The organism is Nocardia inohanensis NBRC 100128 (assembly GCF_001612945.1).
Classification (GTDB): domain Bacteria; phylum Actinomycetota; class Actinomycetes; order Mycobacteriales; family Mycobacteriaceae; genus Nocardia; species Nocardia inohanensis.
The window spans coordinates 381,136-402,582 of the sequence record NZ_BDBK01000002.1; the positions used below are offsets into that span (position 1 = coordinate 381,136).

Below are 21,447 nucleotides of genomic sequence, written 5' to 3' on the forward strand. Positions count from 1 at the left end.
CCGGGTTGCTGCCGTAACCCGGCATGAGCGTATTCGGGCCTGCGGGAAGAAGATTCGCGGCTACTCGGACGAATCGTGCCGGCGTGTGGGGAATCGGGTAGTGGACTACTGCGGCTTTTCGGGCAGTGTCCGACCAGGCTGGGGAGGCGGGCAGATGCCGGGACCGAGCCACCCGGGTCTGCCCGCCTTATCTTTCGGTCAACGGGTTGCGGCGAGACCGGGGCGTGGGGTCAGGGTGAGGGCGGTGAGATCCACCGAGGCGGCGATGGCGTCGTGGCCGGCGTCGTTGAGATGCATTCCGTCGAAATCGAATTCGGGGCGGATGAAGTCCGGGCGTTCGGGATCCTCCACCGCGGCGGCGGGGTCGAAGACGGCGTCGAAGACATCGGTATTCCGCAACCACTCGTTCACCACCCGGCGCACCGGAATGCCCTCGGCCACATTGAGGCCCGGGTAGTACGCGCCGCCGAACGGGCCGATGGTGTTGGCGTACACCGGCAATCCGGCCTCGTGCGCCAACCGGGCCAGCTCGGTGAAGCCCGCGATGAGTGCTGCCGCGGGCGTGGTGGATTCGTCCAGGATCAGATCGTTGATGCCGAAATTGATCCACACCGCCGCCACGCCCGGCACCGCCAGTACATCGCGCTCGAAACGGGCCAGGCCGTGCTCGCCGATCTGATCGGTGAGCAGCCGGTTCCCGCCGGTGCCCTGATTCACCGCCCAGCCCAAGGGGAGTCGCGCGTTCAACCGGTCCACCGAGCGCCGGTTCTCGCCCTGCGTGGAACCCACCCCCTCGAACCAGGAATCACCGAACGCGACCAGTACCGGGGTACCGGCCTCGGCGAGGACGTCGACGCCGGTCAGCACGAAGCGTGACAGATGCTCGGCGGCGTCGGGCAGGGCGATATCGCCGGTCCGGTCGCCATCGGTGATCCAGCTGGTCTCCACCGGCATGTGCGCGAAGGCGGTGTGGCCGGTCCGCTGCGGGAAGTACAGGCTCACAACCAGATCCGTACCCGCCTCGACGGGCAGTTCGATCGGATCGCTGACCGCGTCGCCGTGCGCCGGGATCCGCAGCTCCGCCTCCCCGTCGAAGCGCAGCTCGCGAGCCGTTTCCGGCCGAATGGCATTTCCGCTGTCGCGCACCGCGATCCGCGCCGAACCGATGACGAGCTCGTGCGCCGAGTACCGGTTGGTCAAGCGCACCCGCACCGCCGCACCGCCGCCGGCCAGATGCGCCACCTGCCGCAAGGTCTCCCCATCGAACCCCCGCGGCTCGGCCAGCTGGATCCGGTCCGCCGGATTCACCAGCGGCGCACGGAACCCGGCCACCCACTCCTGCTGCGTGCCGCTCATCGTCACCCTCCATGTTGTTGCTATGCGGAATATTGCGCTGGCAACAATCTACAAGAAATGTTCCGCGTGTCAACTATCCGCACGGAAAGTTCATGGTTTACGCTGGTCAAGTGGATACCAAACAGCTCTTCGACGACCCCCGCCTGACCGCCATCGGCCTGCTGTACGAGGCGCACGACGGCATCCTGGCGAGAATCGAATCCACCTGGAAGGGCAACGGGCTCTCCGCCCTCGACCTCAACGCGCTGATCCGGCTGACCCGCTCGCCGGGCCGCAAACTCCGCATGACCGACCTGGCGAACCAGACCAACCTCTCCACCAGCGGCGTCACCCGCCTCGTGGATCGCCTGGAGCGCAACGGTTTCGTCCGCCGCGAACCCGACCCCACCGACCGCCGCAGCTCCTACGCCGTCCTCACCGCCGCCGGCGCCACCCGGGTAGCGCGCATCCTGCCCGCCTACCTCGAAGGCGTCGACAAATGGTTCACCAGCCTGCTCACGCCCGAGCAGCTGGAAGACCTGCTGGCCGGCCTCCGCATCGTCCGCGACGCTACCCACCCCGAGGCCGCGCAGGTGACAAAGTAGGGATCATGTCGATGCTGCGGGTCGTAGTCAGCCGGGTGATGGAGATCGGCCTCGTGCTCGTGGCCCTGGCCGTGCTGTGGGCCCACGACCCGAACGACTGGCTCCTGTTCTGGAATGTGCTGGCCGGGCTGTATGTCGGCATCTGGGTGATACGCCTGCTGCGAAACAGGCGCGAGGACGACCCCGAAGAATGGGTCGACGAGATCCCGGGCAGCTGGATGGCATCGCTCGCCATCGGTTTGGTCAGTGCCATCGGCCTCGTAGCGGTCGTATCGATAGTCTCCGCCGACGACGAGCGGTTCGGCGGGACCACGAAAATCATTGCCGCCGTTGCGGCACTGCTGGCCTGGTTCCTGCTCCACCTCGGCTTCGCTGAGCAATATGCCCGCACCTACTACTCGCTGCTCCCGGACCGCGCGCTCTCGTTCCCGGGATCCGAGCGGCCGAATCTCCTGGACTTCGCCTACTTCGCCTTCACCATCGGCGTCTCCTTCGCCGTCTCCGACGTGGAGACCCGCCACCGCAGCATTCGCACCCAGGTACTCGTGCACGCGGTGATCGGGTTCTTCTACAACGCCGCGGTGATCGGTGTCGCGGTCGGGGTGGTGACCGGTGGGCGGGGCTAGCGGGCGCGAGCGGTTTACGCGTCGGCGGGCAACGTCCAGGCGCGGGTGGTGGCGCCGATCCGGGTCCAGGTGTTGATAATGGCGATGTGCCAGACCAGTTCGGCGAGCTCCTTCTCCTCGAAGTGCGCGGCGGCCTCGGCCCAAACCTGTTGGCTCACTTCGCTGTCCGCGAGCCGAGTCATCGCCTCGGCCAACTGGAACGCGGCGCGCTCGCGCGGGGTGAAGTACGGGGCCTCACGCCAGACGGGAACCAGGCTGACCCGGCGCTCGAAATCGCCACCGGCCACCGCGTCACGGGTGTGCATGTCGACGCAGTAGACGCAGCCGTTGATCTGGGCGACCCGCAGTTTCACCAGTTCCCGGAGCGGCTGCTCCAGGGTGGTGTCCTGGGCGGCGCGTTCGAGGCCGTTCATGGCCTTCGCGATCTTCGGAGTCAGGCCGTCGATGTCGAGGCGGGTGGTGGGGAGGACGTAAGCGGTGGTGTTCGTTGTCATGGATCGACCGTAACCAGATAATGGACCGATGTTAGGAGCCAATTAGATGGCTGATTATTGGTCCACTTCGGATATCGATCTGCATCTGCCCGTCGATTCGGGATCGGGCCGCCGGACCGGGTTGGAGCGCGCATTGCGTGACGCGATCCGCGACGGACGGCTGAGTCCCGGTGTGCGCCTGCCTTCTTCGCGAACCCTCGCCTCGGAGCTCGGGGTCTCGCGCGGCACCGTCAGCGCCGCCTACGACCAGTTGATCGCCGAGGGTCACCTGGTGACGCGGCAGGGGTCGGGAACCAGAGTGGCCGAGGCCGCGAATTCCCCCGCCGCGATCGACGCCGCCGTCCTGCGCGGCGGTCCGGCCGCACCGCCACGCCATAACCTGCGGTCGGGCAGTCCGGATCTGAGCAGGTTCCCGGTCACCGCTTGGCTGCGAGCCTCCCGGCAGGCGCTGAACAATGCTCCTCGCGACGCCTTCGGGTACGGCGATCCGAGGGGCCGGATCGAACTGCGGTCGGCACTGGCCGAGTATCTCGGGCGAACCCGCGGGGTGCTGGCGACGCCGGACCAGATCATCATCACCACGGGTGCGCAGCAGGCGTTGGTGTTGCTGGGGACGGTGTTGAACGGATCGGGCACGGCGCCGGCGATCGCCATGGAGGATCCCTGCATGCCGCAGTTCCGTGCGGCGGTAAGAACAGCGGGACCCACCGTCGTTCCCTTGCCGGTCGATGGCGAAGGCGCACAAGTGGATCGGCTGATGACGGACGACTACGGCGGGGTATCCGCTGCGGTCGTCACGCCCAGCCACCAGTTTCCGATCGGCTCGACGCTCAGCCCGGCGCGCCGGCTGCACCTGGCCGCCTGGGCGCGGGCCGGACATCTGGTGATCGAAGACGACTACGACGGCGAGTTCCGTTACGACCGGCAGCCGGTCGGCGCGATCCAAGGCATCGCGCCCGACCATGTCGTCTACCTCGGCAGCGCCTCCAAAACCCTCGGCCCCGGATTACGCCTGGCCTGGATGGTGGTGCCGCCGCGGCTGATCGGCCCCATCGCCGAGGCCAAACGCCTCGCCGACCATCACTCCGAGACGCTCGGCCAGCTGACCCTCGCCGAATTGATCACCTCGCACGCCTTCGACCGGCACATCCGCTCGTGCCGACTGCGCTACCGCAAACGCCGTGACCTGCTCGCCGACCGCCTCAAACCCCGGGCCGGCCGCCCCCTGGCCGGGTTCACCCTGAACGGCATCGCCGCCGGCCTGCACACCTTGATCCGCCTCGAACCCGCCGGTCTCACCGAAGCCGAAGTCCTCACCCGCGCCGACGAATACGGCCTCGCGATCGACGGGCTGTCCGGCATGTGGCTCTCCGCGGAGCACCCGCACAACCGCCCCCAAGCCTTGGTCGTCGGCTTCGGATCACCCTCCGACAGTGCCTACCCGGCGGCCCTCGACGCCCTGATCCGAACCCTGTCGTGGACGCGCGGGGTGGGCTGAGTCCCTTGCAGGAGCGGCTATCCGCAGGGATACGGGGTGTCGCCGTCGTAGCAGGTGTGGTTTCCGTGCTGGTTGTAGCTATGGCTCCACGCGTCGATCTGTTTGCCCAGCTGGTACCACCAGGTGCCCTGGTCGGAACCGAAGGGATTGCCGCCGCCCCCGTACGCCCCGCCGAACAAGACGTTGATTCCCCCGTGGATGACGGTGTCCACCCCTTGTGCGCCGTTCCATATCAACTGATTCCAGCTCGCGGCGGCAGGGTGGGTCGAATCGGTGACCACCGCGGGCTCCGCGGCTGCTGTCCCCGCGGTGGACAGCAGCATGCACGCACCGGCGGCCGTGATCATCAAGCAGGAAGTGACGCGATTGACCTTCACAGTTAGTTCAACTCCTTTGAAGCAGTAGGGCTTTCGGGAAACATGAACTGAACGATCTGGTCCGGCCGTGACCTGCCCCCTACGTCGTTCCGGGGCCGCCGGCCGTTAGCGGGATTCGATTTCTCGACCGATTTGTCGGCCTTGTCCTCGAACCGGCCGGCTGACGGGAGACCTACGCTGCTCTCATGAGTCTTGTCAGCTACATCAATCCGGAATCGCTGCCGACCAGTCCGGCTTTCAGCCAGGCGGTGCGGGTGTCGGCGGCGTCCGACACGATCTATGTCGGGGGACAGAACGGGATCGATGCCTCCGGGCAGCTGGTCGGGCCCACCTTGAAAGAGCAAGCGCGGCAGGCGCTTGCGAATGTCCGCGCCTGCTTGAACGCTGCGGGCGCGGACATCGAACATATTGTGAAGTGGACGATTCTGGTTGCCGCCGGGGAGCCGGTGCAGGACGGCTACCAGGCGTTTCTCGAGGTTTGGGGGACGCGGGAGAATCCGCCCGCCATTACGGTGGCGGTGGTGGCGGGCTTCGCCCGGCCGGGGGTGCTCTGCGAGATCGAAGCTATCGCCGCGGTTCCCGCCGGATAGGCCGGGCGTTCAGCGTTGGTGGACTTCCAGGGCGGTGCGGACGGCGCTTTCCAGGGCGCCCTCGATCCAGGCGGGTTTGAGGCTGGTGTGGTCGCCGGCGAAATGGACACGGCCCTCCACGGTTCGGGTGGCGGCGTGGTGTTCGTGCAGCTGGCCGGGGGTGGGGATGACCGCTTCGCCGAGGGCGTAGCGGGCGCGCTGCCAGCTCTGGGACAGTCCGACGCCGGTGAATTCGGTGTCGATGACCGGGCCGAAGAGCTCGCGCATGCCCGCCAGGGCGAAGTGGATGCGTTCGCTGTCGGTGAGCGAATCCCAGCGCTGGGCATCGTCGGACCAGGTGTAGCTGGCCAGGACGACGCCGCCGTCGGATCCTTCGACATGCGAAGGGAAGTAGACGAAGCGGTTCGGGCTGTCGGTGACGCAGCCGCCGCCGCGGAAGCCCTTCGGGCCCTGCTCCCAGAAGCGGGTCTTGAACTCCAGCAGAACCTTGGTGGCGGCATCGTGGTGCAGTTCGACGATGGCGCGGCGTTTGGCGTAGGACAGGGGCGGGTCGAAGGTGCAGAAGCGGGCGGCGGTGAGCGGGATGGCGACGATCGCGTAGTCGGCGTCGAAGGATTCGATGGGGTCGGCCGGGGCGCCGTCGGTGTGTTCGGTGCCGGTTTCGGCGGTGGTCCACACCCGCACGCCGTGCTCGGTCTGCTCCAGGCGGGTCATTCGTTTGCCCTGCCGCACCGCGGGTCCCAGCTTCGCGGTGAGCGCGTCGGTGAGCGAGGCGGTGCCGCCCGCGAGCTCCCAGTAGGTGGCGTCCGGGCGGATCAGGGCGTGGTCGACGAGGGCGCCGATGACGCCGTAGTGCAGCCGCGAGGTGAGGTTCTCCAGGGTGCCGACGGCTTCGATCTGCGGCAGCGACCAGCCCTCCGCCATCAGATAGCGGTGCAGGGAGTAGTCCTCATAGGTGTTGAAGATGTCTGTCCAGCCGTCGATTTGGCGGTCGATCGGATGATCGGCGCGCACGTCGGTCTTGTTCATGATGGCGTCGAGCGCCAGCCGCGACGGCGAGCTGAAGTCCGCGCCGAAAGCCCGATGCACCGCGGCGGGATCACGGGCGTAGTCGGTGCGGCAGATGGTCTGCCCATTGACCCGGATCATGGTCGCCCCGCGCGCTGACGGCGAAACCACTTCGCGCACTGCGCCATTCGACCAGGTGTCGCCGGTGAACGAGCGGTAGATCACCGGAACCGCCGGTGCCGACGGCGCATCCGGCGCCACATCGACATTGTGGAATTGCCGCCGCCGTACGCCGAGCTTGTCGGCCAGCGCCAGCACCATCGGATGCGCGCTCGGCAACCGCATCGCCCCCGCCTCGGCATACAGCGCCGGGTCCGAGAACATCCCACGGAAGGTCTTGACCCGCCCGCCGGTGCGGCTGGCGTTGGCCTCGAGCACGGTCACCTCATGCCCGGCCTCGCTGAGCAGAGTCCCCGCCGTCAACCCGGCCGGCCCCGCCCCAATCACCAGAATTCGCTTGGGCGAAGCGGTTTTCGGCAGCCCGGTGTCGATCAACGTCCGCAGCTGCGCGAGCTTGAGATCGTTGCCCGCCTCGTCGACCTGCAACATCTCCAGCGCCAGCGCACGACTCCCGTCGCGCTCCCGCCGCGCTTCGGCTTCAGGCAACGCCGCCGAGCATCCACTGGCGAGCGCCCCGGTAGCCAGCGCCCCCGCCACCAAGGCCCGCGAAACCAATGCCCGCCGACCGATCACAAGCCCCGCCATGCCCGACCTTTCCCGAACCTGGGATACCGACCTGACCGAACGAACCGTGACGCGCCCCCACCCTAGCAATACCAACCGGTCCGAAACCGCAGGTGAGCAGCACACCGACCAATCGGCGAGCCGCCGCGCGATCCGAGGCGTCCGATGCCGTGGCCGAAAACCGGCACGGGCCGCAACCGCCCGACTTCCGCCTGCGCGTCCGGACATGCGATCGAGTACATTTGCGGCCGCACGTCGTGTTCGGCGTGATGAACTCGATCAGGGGAGTTGCTTTGGTACGGAACGTATTCCGCGTGGGGGTGCTGGCGGCAGCGCTGGTCTCGCTGGGGGTTTCGGGTTCGGGAACGGGTCTTGCGAATACGGGCAGCGCGGCCGCGCCGCAGCCGCCGACAGTAACCCTCATGCCGGGCGGCGTGATCCATGTCGATGCGCCCGCGGACGGTTCGGCGTGGACCTGCAAGGGCATGAGTATCGTCCCGCTGGTCACGCAGCGGGCCTGGATGAGCAAGAAGCAGATGTCGACGGGCTCCGCGATGATGGACTCGGTGCCGTGGACGGAGTCTGTGGATCTCCAGTTCCCCGCCAACGTGACGGTCCTGTGGGAATGCGACAGCTCCGGTAGTGGCAAAACCACCTATAAATCCGAGGGCGTTCTGCAAACCCTGCCCTGAGCGAGCCCGGGCGGGTACCTCGCTGCGCGGATTCATCCGCGCAGCGAGGCCATAGCCCTGCGGAACTTCATGATCGTCTCGTGTTCTTGCCCGCACACCCGGCTCAGGCCGTAGCCTCCCACACGAATCCGTCCGGATCGGTGAACGGACCGATCCCGCTGTCCATGACGATGCGGTGCGATCCGCTGCCCTCCGGGGACATCCCGGCATCCTTGGCGGCGGCCTTGCGCGGGTACATGGCGAGGGTGACCGGTGAGCCGTGGCCCGCGAATTCGGCGTATTTGCCACCGAAGCTCTTTTCGACCGTCAGACCGCGATCGGCGTAGAACTGCTTGCTGGCCTTCACATCCGCCACTCCGAGCAGCAACACCAGGTCGTCGATTTCGCGGGTGAACGGGCCCACGTCCTTCTTCTTGGAGGTGTCGACCTTCCAGATCGTCCCCTCCGGCGCCTGCAAAACCGCCCCGTAACCCCACAGGCTCTTCTTCGCGGGCTTGATCACGGTGAAACCGGCCTCGACCGCGGTGCCGACCAGGCTGTCGACGGTGGAGGGCTGCGAAACCACCAGGGAGAGCAGGAATCCGCGAAATCCGGTGGAGGGGGTCTGGGCGGCCCGGAAGCCGATCCGGCCGCCCAGCCCGAAGGCCGCTTCGTAGATCGCGGCGGCGGCCTGCGGGTCGGCGACCTCGAGCTGAACGTTGATGTCGGTGCGGTTCTTCGTGGTGTTTTCCATGTCCATAAAGGTATTTACGCCGCGCGCCGGTCACATCCGTGCCGAGCACGGAACACACCACTGAGACTTCATAGGTGGCTCGCCACCGAACCCCCGAGCAGCTGTCGGTATCAGCCCACCGCGCCGGCGGCCAGGGCGGCGCGCCAGCTGCCGTATTCGCTGATGTCCTTGGCGGATTCGGCGGCGGCGCCGGCGCAGCTGAAGCCGGTGTGCCAGGTGCCGTCGGCTAGTTCGATGCTGCCCAGTTGCATGGGGGAGGGGAGGGCGGTGAGGAAGCGGCCCAGGGCGGCGGGGGAGAGGAGCCAGCGTTCGCCGGTGATGGAGACGCCGGATTCGGGGGCGGGGACGCGGGTTACGGCGGGTTTGGGTGGGGTGGTGTCCAGGGCGGCCAGGCGGTAGTTCGGGCTGGTTTGGACGGGGCCGGTCCAGCGGGCGCCGAGTTCGATGAGCTGGTGTTCCAGTGGCTGGCCGCGCAGGTGGGCGCCGAAGACTATCAACTCCTGTGGGGCGGTGGACTGTAGCGGCCAGGCGGATTCGGGGGTGGGGGTCGCGGGTGCCGGTGCGGGGATCGTGGTGATCAGGGCGGCGATGTCGAAGGCGACGGCGTCTTCGAAAGGGCGGGCCAGCACCGTTACGCCGAAGTGGGCGTCGCCGGCTTTTCCGGCCGGGATCGCGACGGCGCAGAGGTCGAAGAGGTTGCAGAAGTTGGTGTAGGTGCCGAGTTTCGAGTTCTCGCCGATCGGGTCGGCTGCGACCGCGGCGATGGTGGGGTGGCCGGGAACGGTGGGGGTCAAGAGCACATCGGCATCGGCGAGTGCGGTCATGGCGGCGGCGCGCAGGCGTTCGAGTTCGGTGAGGTCGGAAACCAGGCGGTGAGCGGGGATATCACGGGCCGCGGTGATGATCGCGCCGACGGTAGGGTCCACGGCGGTCGGGTGGGAATCTACGAATTCGCCTACGGCGGCGTATCTTTCGGCGACCAGCGCGCCGTCGTAGAGGAGGCGCGCGGCGGACAGGAAGGGTTCCGGATCTATTTCGATGATGCGGGCTCCGGCATCACGCAGTGCGGCTACGGTTCGCTCGAAGGCGCTGTGCCACAGGGGATCCAGATCCGGCAGCGTGGTGAATACCGCGATGACGGGGTTCGGCGGGGCGGCCAGGCGGACGTCGGCGGGCCAGGGCCGGGCGGGCGCACCGGTCGACATGGCCGCCATGGCTCGGTTCGCCGTCGTCAGGTCGGCGGCGAAGATGGTCACGCAGTCGTAGGAGCGGCAGGCGGGGACGACGCCGGCGGTGGAGATCACGCCGAGGGTCGGTTTGATGCCGACTATGCCGTGCAGGGCGGCTGGAACGCGGCCGGAACCGGCGGTGTCGGTGCCGATGGCGATATCGGCTTCCCCGCTCGCGACGGCGACGGCGGAGCCGGAACTCGAACCGCCCGAGACGTATCCGGGTCGGAGCGCGTTCTCCACGACACCGTAGGGGGAGCGGGTGCCGACCAAGCCGGTGGCGAACTGGTCCAGGTTCGTTTTGCCGACGACCACCGCACCGGCGGAGCGCAGGGCCGCCACGGCCGCCGCGTCGGCTTGCGGGGTGTAGGCGAATTCGGGGCAGCCCGCCGTGGTCGGCAGGCCCGCGACATCCACATTGTCCTTCACGGCGAGCCGCAATCCGGCGAGCGGGCCGGTGGCGCCGGTGGTTTCGGCATCGATCTCACTGTCGGAGCGGCGGTGGATCCACACTGTCATGTGCGTGCCCTTCGGTATGCGGCCCCGGTGCGCGGTTCGGCGTCGGGGCGGTGGTCGGTGGAGGCGGACTTGCGGCGCGCTGAATCAGGCAGGCAGTCAGGGCTTTTCGGCGAACTCGCCGGCCTGCTGCCAGGAAGCGCGTTCGGCGGCAAAGGCTTCGGCTTGCCCGGCGCGGAATCCGGCGATGGAGTCGGCATTGTCGGCGAGGAAGCGCCGGTAGTCGGCGAGCCGGAATTCGCCGTCTTCGGTAGCCGGTTCCCACCGTCCGGCCGCACAATCGGCGCGCAGGTCGCCGAGCTCCTCGGCGGTCACCGGATACCAGCTGATGCGATCGAAATACCTCAGGAGCCAAGGATCTTCGCCGACCCCGGTGGAGCGGTGATTCCACACCTGGGTGGTACGGCCGACGAGCTGATAGCCGCCGGGACCCTCCATGCCGTAGATGCACAGGTACGCACCGCCGATGCCGACCGCGTTCTCCGGCGTCCAGGTGCGGGCCGGATTGTATTTCGTGGTGACCAGCCGGTGACGCGGATCGGTGGGGGTGGCAACCGGCGCACCGAGGTACACGTCACCGAGGCCCAGGACCAGGTATTCGGCGGCGAAGACGGTATCGAAAACATCGTCCACCGAAGGCAATCCGTTCATGCGGCGGATGAATTCGATATTCCACGGGCACCAGGGCGCATCGGAGCGCACGCCGTGCATATAGCGGGTGATCGCCTCCTGGATGGTCGGATCGTCCCAGGAGAGCGGCAGCCGCACGGTGCGGCTGGGCACCACCAGTTCGGCGGCGGCCGGCAGGCCGGTTTCGACCTCGGCCAGCAGATCCAGCAGTCTGCCGGTGGGCAGGCGATCCGCGTCGGTGCGCACCTGGAGCGAGCGCACGCCGGGGGTGAGCTCGGTGATGCCGGGTTCGGCGCGCTCCAGCAAAGCCTGATGCAGGGCGTGCACCCGGGCGCGGAGTTCGAGATCCAAAGTGAGATCGCCGTATTCGACGAGCACACCGTCATCGCCTTGACGGCGATAGGTGACCGCGGTGTCCGTACCGTCGCGGCGGCCCAGCACGCCGTCGTCGCCGTCGCCGCCCGAGGAGAGCACGATCGGCCAGGCGGCGCGGCGTTCGGGGCCGAGTTCGCGGGGCGACGCGGCCCGATCCGCGCGGACCGGCACGAAACGGACGGTGTCGCCGGGGCAGAGCTGGCCGAGCTTCCAGCGTTCGGCGGCGACCACGGTGACCGGGCAGACGAATCCACCCAGGCTGGGGCCGTCGGGACCGAGCAGGATGGGGGTGTCGCCGGTGAAGTCCAGGGCACCGATGGAGTACGCGTTGTCGTGGATGTTGGAAGGGTGCAGACCGGCCTCGCCGCCGTCGGTGCGCGCCCACTGCGGCTGCGGGCCGACCAAACGCACACCGGTCCGATCGGAGTTGAAGTGCACCTCGTAATCGGTGCCGATGATGGTGTCGAAGTCGCTGCGGGTGAAGAACTCCGGCGCCCCGTGCGGTCCTTCGGTGACGGCCAGCTCCCAGCGCCGGGTCAGCACCGGCTGATCGTCGCCGGTGACGCCCGCCGTCACGCGACCGGTCGCCGCGCCCACGGTGAGCACGTCACCGGCGGCCAGCGCCGCACCGGTCCCGCCGCCGAAGCGCCCGAGCGTGAAAGTGGACTTGCTGCCGAGGTATTCGGCCACCTCGATGCCGCCCGCGATCAGGATGTAGCTGCGCATGCCCGGCCCGCGCACCATACCGACATCCAGGATGCCGCCCGCCGGTACCAGCACACTGCGCCACTGCCGGATTTCCGTGCCGTTCACGGTGATCGGCACCGGAGCGCCGGTCACGCACACCCAGGTGGCGGCATCGAACCTCAAGGCCGGTCCGCCGAGCGTGCACTCCAGTCCGGCCGCGCCCTCGGCATTGCCGAGCGCCCGATTGCCGAGCCGGAAGGACAGATCGTCCATCGGCCCCGAAGGCGGCACGCCCACATGCCAGTAGCCGACCCGGCCGGGCCAATCCTGAACGGTCGTCTGCATACCGGGACGCAGCACCGAGACCGCCCTTACCGGATTCGGCTGTGCCACTGCGGTTTCCGAGAGACTCGGCAGCACGGTCGTCATCGCGTCACCACCATCCGCACCGGCGTCGGATCGAAACCGTTGCACGGGTTGTTGATCTGCGGGCAGTTCGAGACCAGCACCAGCGTGTCGATCTCGGCACGCAGCGTGATGGTCTTGCCCGGCGCGGACAGCCCGTCCACGATGCCGAGCGTCCCGTCCGCCTCCACCGGAACGTTCATGAACCAGTTGATGTTCGACACCAGATCCCGCTTCCCGAGACCCCATTTCATGCCCTCGGCCAGGAAGTTCTCCACGCAGGCATGCTGATGCCGGGTGTGATGCCCGTAGCGCAGCGTGTTCGACTCCTGCGAGCACGCCCCCGCGACGGTGTCGTGATTGCCGACCTCGTCGGCGACCACCGTCATGAGCGGCGTCCCCGCATCGGTCAGCAGTACGCTGCCGGTGGTCAGGAAGATATTGCGCTGCGCGGTGACGGTCGCCTGCGCGCTGTAGCGGTCGCCGTGATCCGCTGCCGAATACAGCAGGCAGTCGACGGCCTGATTGCCGTGCAGGTCGATGATCTCCAGTTGTTCCCCGGCCCGCACCACCGCCGACCAGGGCGCGTTGGCGGGCACGGTCTCGTCCAGCACGACGGTGCGGGTAGCGATGCTCATGCGAGGGCCTCCAGAGTGCGTGCGGTCCAGTCCCGTTCGGTGTTCTCGACGGCACGCAGATATTCGGGATCGGAATTGTGCTGGTGCGCGAGGTCTTCCGGCGCGGCCCAGCAGACCAGGTCGAGGTCCGTCACCGGCGTCTCGTCCAGTGGGTGCGCGGCATCGGCGATCAACAGGGTCACCGGCAGGTGGACGAGCAACTCGACCGCCGCGCCCGGTCCCGCGCTGCCGGTGGCGGTGAGCGCCCCGTCGGCCTCGACCCGCACGCCCCGGAAGAAGCTCACGCTCGGCCCGATGTCACGCGGCTCCAAGCCCTGCTTGGACCCGGCCATTCGCAGCTGCTGCCGCGCGGAAAACGAAGGGCCGCAGAGGGTGTCATGATGGCCGGAGGTGTCGCCGACAATGGTCGCCAGCACCCGGCCCTGATCCGACAGCAGCGGATGCCCGGCCCCGAGATACGCCTGCCACGGCACTTTCACGGTGTCGGCGACATTCAGTCGTTCCCACGGTGCGCCGGCACGCAGCAGGAGCAGATGCGCGCATGCCGCACCCAGCGGATCCGACAACCGCACCCGAGTGCCTCGGGCCAGCGTCACGTTGGCATATCCGCCGGCCGGAATCCGCTGAGCGAAAGTAATTTTCGCGCGTTCGATGCCAGCCGGCAGCTCCGGTCCCGAGATCGCGGCGGCGGCCGCCTGGGATCGAGCGTGGGCGCGAGCACTGATGGTGTCGGCGGTGCCGGGCATGCCGGGTGTGCCGTTGGCTGTGCTGATCATTGGGGCTCCCTCCATTGGGTGCGACGGCCGAGCTGCCTGCGGGTGCGCCAGTGCGCATAAGCGCGGCGGAGCAGGTCGTCGAGCAGCATGGCCAGTTCTGGTCTGCCGCGCATGCGGTAGTCGGGGTCGAGCTCGGCCATCGGATGTCCTTGTGTTCGAGGCGCTTACATCGAGATCAGGCGGGTTGCGCGGCGGCCTCGCCGGGTGCGACGGCCGGACCGGGGGTGACCGCGCGATGCACCCCGATGCCGACGAGGATGGTCACGAGCACGAAAAGCGGTGCGGCCCAGAGCATCCACCAGCTGCCGCCGGCGGGGGTGTAGACCTCGGCGCGCGGCCACGCCAGGTTGATCGCCATGGCGATGCCCCAGACGACGGCGACGGCATTGACCGGGATTCCGAAGCGGCCCAGGCTGAACAGGCCCTCGCCCCGGGCGGCCGGGTCGTCGGCGGGCCAGCCCTTGATACGCCGGATCAGCAGCGGCACGGTGACCAGCAGGTAGGCCAGGTACAGAGTGACGATGCAGACCGAGGCCAGGGTGGCGAAGATGGCGGCATTGCCCAGGTTCAGCACCAGCAGGGCGATACCGAGTACGCCGATCGCGACGGCGGGCCAGACCGGGGTGCCGAATCGCGGGTGCACGGCCGACAGCTGCTTGCTGAAGGGCAGGCGGCCGTCGCGGGCCATGGAGAACATCAGGCGCGAGCCGGCGGTCTGAATCGCCAAGGTGCACACCGTGATCGCGCAGGCGACGCAGGCCAGCACCACCTTGCCCGCCGGGCTGTTCAGCTTGGCCTCGATGACGTAGGCCAGGCCGCCGGTGCTCAGCGAGCCGTCGCTCAGGCTGGGTGCGGCCATCAGCGCGCCGATGAGGATCAACCCGCCGCCGAGTGCCGAGACCGACAGGGCGGTGAGGATGGTGCGCGGCGCCACCCGGCGCGGGTTCTTGGTCTCCTCGGAAAGCTCACCGGCGGAGTCGAATCCGACCATCACGTAGGCGGCCATCAGGCCGGAGACCAGGAAGGCGGCCCAGTACGGGCCGGGCGCGGCCTGATCGGTTTCGAGCACCACGCCCGGACCGCGGTCGGTGTGGGTGAAGAACACGGCGATCACCGCGATCACGCCGATGATCTCGATGGTGACGCCGAGCGAATTGATCCGCGCCATCCAGTCGATGCCGACCACATTGATCAAGGTGGTCACCACGAGCAGCACGCTGCCCAGGATCACCGCGTTCACCGCGCCGTCATGCGAGGTCAGTGCGGTGTCGGTGCCGTAGAACTGGAAACCGCTCCAGATCGAGGGCAGCACCACCTGGAGGGCGATGGCGGCCGCGGCGGCGGTGACGATCTGGGCGATGATCATCATCCAGCCCGCGAACCAGCCGGTGAGTTCACCGGCCAGATGCCGCGACCACTGGTAGATACAGCCCGAAATCGGGTATCGGGCAGCGAGTTCCGCGAAATTCAGCGCTACCAGGAACTGGCCGGCGAAGACGATCGGCCAGGTCCAGAAGAAGGCCGCGCCGCCGAAAGAGTAACCGAGACCGAAGAATTGGAAGATGGTGGTGAGGATGGAGACGAAGGAGAACCCGGCCGCGAAGGAGGCGTAGCGGCCCAGTTTGCGGTGCAGGACGGGCTGGTAGCCGAAGCGTTCCAGGTCGGCGCTGTCGGCGGATATCGACGGATCGGGGGCGACGGAGTCCAGGGTGGCGGCCATGGCGGGCCTTTCGGCGAGCGGCGAATATCTATCGCTTGAAAGTTTTGCGCTCCCGATCGCCGGGCCGGTTATGAGGATGTATCCGTTCGATGGCGGGGCGTAACTTCTGCGTTGCGGGGATTTCTATCGCATGACAGGAATCTCACCGCCTGGTCGGAGGCGGTGAGAAGCCGGGGTGGTACAGAATGGGGGCGTGACCCAAGTCGGACCCGGACGTCCTCGCCTGGAACCTCGCCGCCGGGCGGGCCAGACCCCGCGTGCGGAGATCCTCGATGCGGCGGCCGAACTGTTCACCGCCAATGGGTACGGGAATACCTCCACCCGCATGATCGCGGACGCGGTCGGGATCCGGCAGGCGTCGCTGTATCACCACTTCGCGGCCAAGGACGACATCCTGGATGCGCTGCTGGGTGAGACCATCACCGGGGCATTGGAATTGGCGGAGAAGCTGGCGGGGATGCCGGAACCGGCGGTGGTCCGGCTGTATGCGCTGGCCTCCTATGACGTGCGTCAACTCTGCACCGCCCGTTGGAATCTCGGCGCTTTGTACCTGTTGCCGGAACTGCGTGGGGAACGGTTCGCCGTCTTCCGGGAACGCCGCGACGAGCTACGCCGGCATTATGAGAAGTTGTCCGCCGCGGTCATCGCCGAATCCGGGAGCCAGGTCGTCTCCGGCGCCGAGCTACTGCCGTTCCGGATGGTCGAGGCGGTCATCAGCATCCGATCCGATGAGGGCGCCGCGCCCGAATACGCCGAGCGGCTCATACCCGATGCCCTGCTCCAGCTCCTCGGCAGGCAGGGCGATCGGGACGAGATCCGCAGTGCGGCAAGCGCTCTCGTGCCGGACTAGGACTTACCCTTCGAGGTGCCCCACTTCAGGCCCCAGTTGTAGGCCTGATCCACCGCCATCTTGCCCCAGAAGCGGTGACCGTCCGGCGGGCGCACGAACCTGCCCTCACGCCGCACCACCAGCTCGCCGTTCACGTTCTCGATGAGCGCCAGCACCATCTCGCGGGAGTCGTCGTTGCAACCGCTGACCTCCATCTCGATGGGCGGCGAATTGCGCGGGTACAGCGTGGCGGTGGCGTGCACGCCGCGGAAATCCTGCGCGCCCTCGTAGAGCGAGGCGAACACCAGGATGCGCTTGAACTTGGCCGTGTTGTCGAGATTGATGGAGAGGTTCTCACCGGATTGACTCGCGCCGGTCCGATCGTCCTGATCCAGTTCGATGAAGGGGGCGCGATGCAGGTTGCCCATGGTGTCGAGGGGGCTGATGCAGCCCTTCGAACCGTCCGTCAGCTCCCAGAAGCAGCACAGATCCAGATCCAGACCGCCATTGCCGCCGCGCTTGCGGCCGAACAGGCCGCCCGTCGCACCGGGGACCATCCAGTTCAGATTGACCCGCATGATGCCGCCGGTCGCACCCGACTTGGTCAGCGAGACCGCGGGCGCTTCCTTGGTCAGCGAGATCTTGCCCAGGTTCACCGGGGCGCCCGGCGCGCCGGGCGGCGGGACCTGCCCCGGCTGGCCGAACTGCGCCGGCGGGGCAGGGAACTGATTCTGCTGCGCCGGGTTGAAGGGCGGCGGCTGCTGGTTGTAACCCTGCGGTGCGTAATTCGGCTGCGGCGGAGTCGGATACGCCGGTGGCGGCGGGTAGGTCGGCTGCGGCTGACCGTACTGCGGCGGAGGCGGCGGTGCGTTGAAGCCCTGCTGGGGCGGCGGGGGCGGGTTGTAACCCTGTTGCGGCGGGGGAGCGTTGTAGCCCTGCTGCGGGGGCGGCGGCGCGAAGCCCTGTTGCGGCGGCGGACTGAAGCTTTGATCGGGTGCGGGCTGCGCCTGCGTGCCGGGATCATCGACGGTGATGCCGAAATCCGTTGCCAGCCCGGCCAGTCCGGACGCGTAACCCTGGCCGATGGCGCGGAACTTCCACGCGCCTTGGCGGCGGTACAGCTCGCCGAGTACGAACGCGGTCTCCGAAGACGCGTCGGTGCTGTCGAATCGCGCCAGTTCGGCGCCGCTGGCGGCGTCCAGCACGCGCACGTGCAAGCCCTGCAATTGCGCGAAGGTGCCGCCGTCGGCCGAGGCCGCGATGACGATCGCCTCGATCTGCGGCTCCACCTGGGCCAGGTTCACCGTCAGCGCGTCGACGGTCTGCGGGCCCGGCCGCTTACCCTCGTGCCGTACCGCGCCCGAGGCATGCGCGGGCTGGTTGTAGAAGACGAAGTCGCTGTCCGACCGCACCTTCCCGTTCGCCAGCAGCAGCGCCGACGCATCCGCATCGGGCCGTCCGCCGGGGCCGGCCTGCCACCCGAGCTCGACCCGGACCGCAGCCGCCGCCACCGGGACGTTGGAACCCTTCATCATCGACACGCATTCAAACGTAACCGATATGCCCGACTCTCGGGGCTCTCAGGGGCAAGCCCCTGAAACCCCATGGGGATGAAGAGGCGAGGCGCTCTGGCGTAAGCCCTTGAAACCCGTGGGGGCGAGGAGACGAGGCGCTTCGGCGTAAGCCCTTGAAACCCCGTGGGGGTGAGGAGGTGAGGCGCTCTGGCGCAGGCCCTGATCCTCGTTGGCGGGCGTGGGTTTCAGAGCAGGCGGAAGTTGTGGGTGGCGGTGGCGATCACGTCGTCGAGGTCGCCGTGCAGGGTTTGTTTGGCCATGCTGAGGGTGAAGCCTTCCGCGGTTTCCGCGGGGACGTGGCCCGGGAGGGCGAGGGCGTATTTGTCGACGAGGACGTCGAGTACCACCGGTCCCGCTTGGTGCGACACGTGAGGCGTTGGCCATCGACGCCCAGGAGAACGACCCGAACAGGCGCCGATTCGGCCCGTAGTGAATATGCCGCGCCGCCCAGATCACCGCGGTCCCGGTGTCGGCGAAGAACAGCGCGTCGTCGGCCGCCTCCTCGTCGAGGATGGATGCCAGGTATTCCGGCCGGATCGGTTTCAGGTCGGGGCCTTTGGTCACGTAATGCTGCATGCGCTCGACGAAATGCTCGGTCTCCTTGACACATTTCTTCAGAAACCGATCGCTCGACTTTGCCCGCACCAGCGGCAGCAACGCCTGCACGGTGGTCCGCACATCGCCGATAACGGCCAGTTCCAAGGGAATTCGCCGCCCGAGATGCTTGGCATTGCGATCGACCTGAATGGTCTTGACCTTGCTCTGCGGCAGGAAGTTGGCGAACGGGAAGTCGGTGCCCAGCATCAGCAGCGCATCGCAATTGTTCACCGCCCCCGTCACCACCGAAAATGGCGATCTTGCCGCCGGCCTCGATGAGATCGGCCATGGCGCGCAGATCCTCGTCGGCGGCGCGCGGCACCTTGGTCGACGGAACCGCCACGCGCAGCGCGGTTTTCGGTGCGTCGCGGGTCGCCACATCGCCGGGCAGCGAGATCACCGTCGGTCCCCGGTCGGCGATGGCCACCGTCACCGCCGTGCTCACCACCTGGTGCAGCTGGCCGGGGTTCACGATGCGGCCGATGTACAGGGCGGCGGCATCGAAGAACTTGTACGGGTTCAACTCCTCGACGGTGCTGGTGTCCAGGAGGCTGGTCTCGCTGTCGCCCGCGACCGCGATCACCGCCGCGCCCTCCTTGCGGGCATCGAGCAGGCCGTTGATCAGATGGGTGACGCCCGGCCCGGCGGTCCCGCAGACCGCGACCGGCCGCCCGGTGAGGATCGATTCCGCCACGGCCGCGAAAACGCCGTACTCCTCGTGCCGGACATGCACGAATTCGATCTCCCCATTGCGGCGCAGGGCGTCGATGACCGGATTCAGGGCATCGCCCACGATGCCGTAGCAGCGCTGCACCCCGGCGGATACCAGCATTTCCCACATACCGTCGGCGACGTTCTCGACCATGATGCCCCTCTCGTAACGGTCAGAGAGCAAACAATTGGCAGACGCACTGAATGTCGGGTTATCGGTAGACTCTACCGGGTTCCGCGTGCCGTTCTGAGAAGTCGGCGAATGTACAGCACCATAGTTCTGGACGGCTGTCCTCGAGCAGTGGGAGCAAATCGATGACCGAAACAGGGCCCGAAGTCTCGGAGCTCGGGCGCAAGAAGTGGATCGCACTGGGGGTCCTCGCGCTTGGGCTCTCCATGGTGGTGCTGGACGGCACCATCGTCGCGGTGTCACTGCCGGTCATCATCGACGATCTGAGCCTGAATTTCACTCAGGCGCAATGGATCACCAGCATCTACGCGGTGGTGCTGGCGGCGCTGCTGATCACCAGCGGGCGGCTGGGGGACCGGCTGGGGCGGCGCAATATCTTCGCCGTCGGCGTAGTGATCTTCCTCGGCGGCAGCGTGCTCTCGGCCGGCGCGGACGGGGCCTGGACCCTGATCCTGGGCCGGGTGGTACAGGGCATCGGCGCGGCCGGAGTGATGCCGGGGACCCTGGCCACCATGAACGCCATCTTCCGGGGCCGGGATCGGATCATCGCCTTTGCGGTGTGGGGGTCGGTCATCTCCGGCGTGGCCGCCATCGGCCCGCTGCTCGGCGGTTGGCTGACCACCGCCTACACCTGGCCGTGGATCTTCCTGGTGAACATCCCGCTGGGCATCGTCGTCTTGATCGGCCTGCTGCTGTTCGTGCCGGAAACCCGGATGGGCAAAGCCGCCCCCGGCCTCGACGTGGATGGATTCCTGCTCAGCGCAGCCGGTTTCGCGCTGCTCGTCTTCGCGCTCATCGAAGGCCAGACCTACGGCTGGTGGAAACCGTTGCGCGAGTTCCCCTTGGCCGGCTGGACCTGGCCCGATACCGCGCCGCTCTCGCCGATCCCGGTGCTGCTGGCGCTCGGTCTGCTGGCGCTGGTGCTGTTCCTGCGCTGGGAGAAGCACCGCATTCTGATCGGCCGCTCGGCGCTGCTGGACCCCGCGCTGTTCACCATTCCCAGCTTCCGGTGGGGCAATATCACCGCGTTCCTGGTGGCGCTCGGCGAATTCGGCCTGCTGTTCGTGCTGCCGCTGTACATGGTGAACGTGCTCGGATTGTCCACGCTCGGAGCGGGTTACGTGCTCGCGGCGATGGCGGTCGGCGCGTTCCTGGCGGCGGGCGTGGCCGAAGGGCTGGTGCGCAGGTACGGACCGGTGCGGGTGGTGCAGATCGGGCTCGGTTTCGAGGCCGTCGCCGTGGCGCTGGCCGCGCTCTTCGTCACCCCGCATATCTCCGGCTGGTGGCTGGCGCTGCTGCTGTTCGGGTACGGCCTCGGGCTCGGGATGGCGTCCGCGCAGCTCACCGGCACCGTGCTGGCCGATGTGCCACCGCAGAACTCCGGCCAGGGTTCGGCCACCCAGAGCACGGTGCGGCAGGTCGGCTCGGCGTTCGGCACCGCGGTCCTCGGCGCGATGCTGTCCGTGGCGCTCGGTCAGGATCTGGCCGAGCGGCTGGCCGACGTGCCGAATCTGCCGGGCAAGGCCGCCGACGCCGCCGCGACCGCGACCCGGGAATCGGCCGGTGGGGCCATCTCCGCGCTGCGCGACCACGACGGCGCGCCCGCGGTGGTGGACGCGCTGGCCCGGGGTTTCACCGATGCCACCCGCACCACGCTGCTGGCCGCCGCGCTGGTCCTTTTGATCGGCCTGGCCACCGCCACCTGTATCCCGAACAGGGGCCCGGAGGCCCGGGCGGCCGTGGAAAAGCCGGGTGACACGCCGGAGTCCCCGAGCAATACCCCCTGAGGCACAACAGGATTGGCGCGAGTTCGGTACCTTACCTTATGAAGAGGTGGGAGGTACCCGGGTGGACATCGCGAAGCGATC

20 protein-coding genes and 1 pseudogene are annotated in these 21,447 nt (G+C 67.9%); 7 read left to right on the forward strand and 14 right to left on the reverse strand.

Translation table 11 applies throughout. The features are described 5' to 3' along the window. Positions 1 to 198 precede the first annotated feature (198 nt). Positions 199 to 1,356: a GDSL-type esterase/lipase family protein gene (locus NI1_RS07990; protein WP_067816269.1), complete on the reverse strand. Its 1,158-nt coding sequence runs from the start codon at positions 1,354 to 1,356 to the stop codon at positions 199 to 201. 110 nt (positions 1,357 to 1,466) lie between these two features. Between NI1_RS07990 and NI1_RS07995 the strand changes: the two genes are divergently transcribed. Together NI1_RS07995 and NI1_RS08000 are read left to right on the forward strand one after the other, a co-directional pair. Next, positions 1,467 to 1,940 (forward strand): MarR family winged helix-turn-helix transcriptional regulator, encoded by a 474-nt coding sequence (locus NI1_RS07995; protein WP_245663127.1) that lies wholly within the window; start codon positions 1,467 to 1,469, stop codon positions 1,938 to 1,940. Between the two features lie 5 nt (positions 1,941 to 1,945). Further along, a complete protein-coding gene (locus tag NI1_RS08000) occupies positions 1,946 to 2,566 on the forward strand; it encodes a DUF1345 domain-containing protein (RefSeq protein ID WP_169815552.1) in 621 nt (206 codons plus the stop codon). 14 nt (positions 2,567 to 2,580) lie between these two features. On the opposite strand, the gene NI1_RS08005 is transcribed toward NI1_RS08000, so the two are convergent. Beyond that, positions 2,581 to 3,060, reverse strand: a complete 480-nt coding sequence (locus NI1_RS08005; protein ID WP_067816275.1) for a carboxymuconolactone decarboxylase family protein — start codon at positions 3,058 to 3,060, stop codon at positions 2,581 to 2,583. A 46-nt stretch (positions 3,061 to 3,106) separates the two neighbouring features. Between NI1_RS08005 and pdxR the strand changes: the two genes are divergently transcribed. After that, on the forward strand, positions 3,107 to 4,558 hold the full coding sequence (pdxR, locus tag NI1_RS08010) for a MocR-like pyridoxine biosynthesis transcription factor PdxR (protein WP_067816278.1): 1,452 nt from the start codon (positions 3,107 to 3,109) through the stop codon (positions 4,556 to 4,558). Positions 4,559 to 4,575: 17 nt separating this feature from the next. On the opposite strand, the gene NI1_RS08015 is transcribed toward pdxR, so the two are convergent. Further along, positions 4,576 to 4,935, reverse strand: coding sequence for a hypothetical protein (locus NI1_RS08015; protein ID WP_157535006.1), 360 nt, complete (start codon positions 4,933 to 4,935; stop codon positions 4,576 to 4,578). A 185-nt stretch (positions 4,936 to 5,120) separates the two neighbouring features. Between NI1_RS08015 and NI1_RS08020 the strand changes: the two genes are divergently transcribed. Then, positions 5,121 to 5,525 carry a RidA family protein gene (locus NI1_RS08020; RefSeq protein ID WP_067816284.1) on the forward strand — a complete coding sequence of 135 codons (405 nt, stop codon included), beginning with the start codon at positions 5,121 to 5,123 and terminating at the stop codon, positions 5,523 to 5,525. A gap of 9 nt (positions 5,526 to 5,534) precedes the next feature. On the opposite strand, the gene NI1_RS08025 is transcribed toward NI1_RS08020, so the two are convergent. Beyond that, a complete protein-coding gene (locus NI1_RS08025) occupies positions 5,535 to 7,298 on the reverse strand; it encodes a flavin monoamine oxidase family protein (protein WP_067816287.1) in 1,764 nt (587 codons plus the stop codon). A 272-nt stretch (positions 7,299 to 7,570) separates the two neighbouring features. On the opposite strand from NI1_RS08025, the gene NI1_RS08030 reads away from it, so the two are divergent. Next, positions 7,571 to 7,969, forward strand: coding sequence for a hypothetical protein (locus NI1_RS08030; RefSeq protein ID WP_218026713.1), 399 nt, complete (start codon positions 7,571 to 7,573; stop codon positions 7,967 to 7,969). Positions 7,970 to 8,072: 103 nt separating this feature from the next. Here NI1_RS08030 and NI1_RS08035 read toward each other — a convergent pair whose 3' ends face one another. The 7 genes from NI1_RS08035 to NI1_RS08060 form a co-directional block, all read right to left on the reverse strand. Continuing rightward, on the reverse strand, positions 8,073 to 8,702 hold the full coding sequence (locus NI1_RS08035; RefSeq protein WP_067817909.1) for a VOC family protein: 630 nt from the start codon (positions 8,700 to 8,702) through the stop codon (positions 8,073 to 8,075). Positions 8,703 to 8,812: 110 nt separating this feature from the next. Next, a complete protein-coding gene (gene atzF, locus NI1_RS08040; protein ID WP_084522783.1) occupies positions 8,813 to 10,468 on the reverse strand; it encodes an allophanate hydrolase in 1,656 nt (551 codons plus the stop codon). 78 nt (positions 10,469 to 10,546) lie between these two features. Then, positions 10,547 to 12,568, reverse strand: coding sequence for a 5-oxoprolinase/urea amidolyase family protein (locus NI1_RS08045; protein ID WP_084522784.1), 2,022 nt, complete (start codon positions 12,566 to 12,568; stop codon positions 10,547 to 10,549). Next, a complete protein-coding gene (locus NI1_RS08050; RefSeq protein WP_067816297.1) occupies positions 12,565 to 13,182 on the reverse strand; it encodes an urea amidolyase associated protein UAAP2 in 618 nt (205 codons plus the stop codon). Before NI1_RS08050 ends, NI1_RS08045 begins: the two co-directional genes overlap by 4 nt. Continuing rightward, entirely contained in the window at positions 13,179 to 13,958 is a 780-nt protein-coding gene (locus NI1_RS08055) for a DUF1989 domain-containing protein (protein WP_245663128.1), read from the reverse strand. Before NI1_RS08055 ends, NI1_RS08050 begins: the two co-directional genes overlap by 4 nt. After that, positions 13,955 to 14,098 (reverse strand): hypothetical protein, encoded by a 144-nt coding sequence (locus NI1_RS37800; RefSeq protein ID WP_157535008.1) that lies wholly within the window; start codon positions 14,096 to 14,098, stop codon positions 13,955 to 13,957. Before NI1_RS37800 ends, NI1_RS08055 begins: the two co-directional genes overlap by 4 nt. 35 nt (positions 14,099 to 14,133) lie before the next feature. Continuing rightward, on the reverse strand, positions 14,134 to 15,678 hold the full coding sequence (locus NI1_RS08060) for an amino acid permease (protein ID WP_067816300.1): 1,545 nt from the start codon (positions 15,676 to 15,678) through the stop codon (positions 14,134 to 14,136). A gap of 193 nt (positions 15,679 to 15,871) precedes the next feature. Here NI1_RS08060 and NI1_RS08065 point away from each other — a divergent pair, with 193 nt between their 5' ends. Beyond that, the gene (locus NI1_RS08065) at positions 15,872 to 16,528 is read left to right on the forward strand and encodes a TetR/AcrR family transcriptional regulator (RefSeq protein ID WP_067817916.1); all 657 of its coding nucleotides are present in this window, start codon (positions 15,872 to 15,874) and stop codon (positions 16,526 to 16,528) included. Here the strand turns inward: NI1_RS08065 and NI1_RS08070 are convergent. From NI1_RS08070 to NI1_RS40095, 3 genes and pseudogenes are all read right to left on the reverse strand, one after another. Beyond that, positions 16,525 to 18,042 carry a TerD family protein gene (locus NI1_RS08070; RefSeq protein ID WP_084522785.1) on the reverse strand — a complete coding sequence of 506 codons (1,518 nt, stop codon included), beginning with the start codon at positions 18,040 to 18,042 and terminating at the stop codon, positions 16,525 to 16,527. The two genes, NI1_RS08065 and NI1_RS08070, sit on opposite strands and share 4 nt — an antisense overlap. A 45-nt stretch (positions 18,043 to 18,087) precedes the next feature. After that, complete coding sequence (locus NI1_RS40090; RefSeq protein ID WP_369690129.1) at positions 18,088 to 19,059, reverse strand: hypothetical protein; 972 nt, start codon at positions 19,057 to 19,059, stop codon at positions 18,088 to 18,090. Between the two features lie 151 nt (positions 19,060 to 19,210). Further along, positions 19,211 to 19,543, reverse strand: a pseudogene (locus NI1_RS40095) (thiamine pyrophosphate-binding protein); the annotation flags it as partial. Between the two features lie 161 nt (positions 19,544 to 19,704). Between NI1_RS40095 and NI1_RS08085 the strand changes: the two are divergent. Next, on the forward strand, positions 19,705 to 21,366 hold the full coding sequence (locus NI1_RS08085) for an MFS transporter (protein WP_067816311.1): 1,662 nt from the start codon (positions 19,705 to 19,707) through the stop codon (positions 21,364 to 21,366). Positions 21,367 to 21,447: the final 81 nt, after the last annotated feature.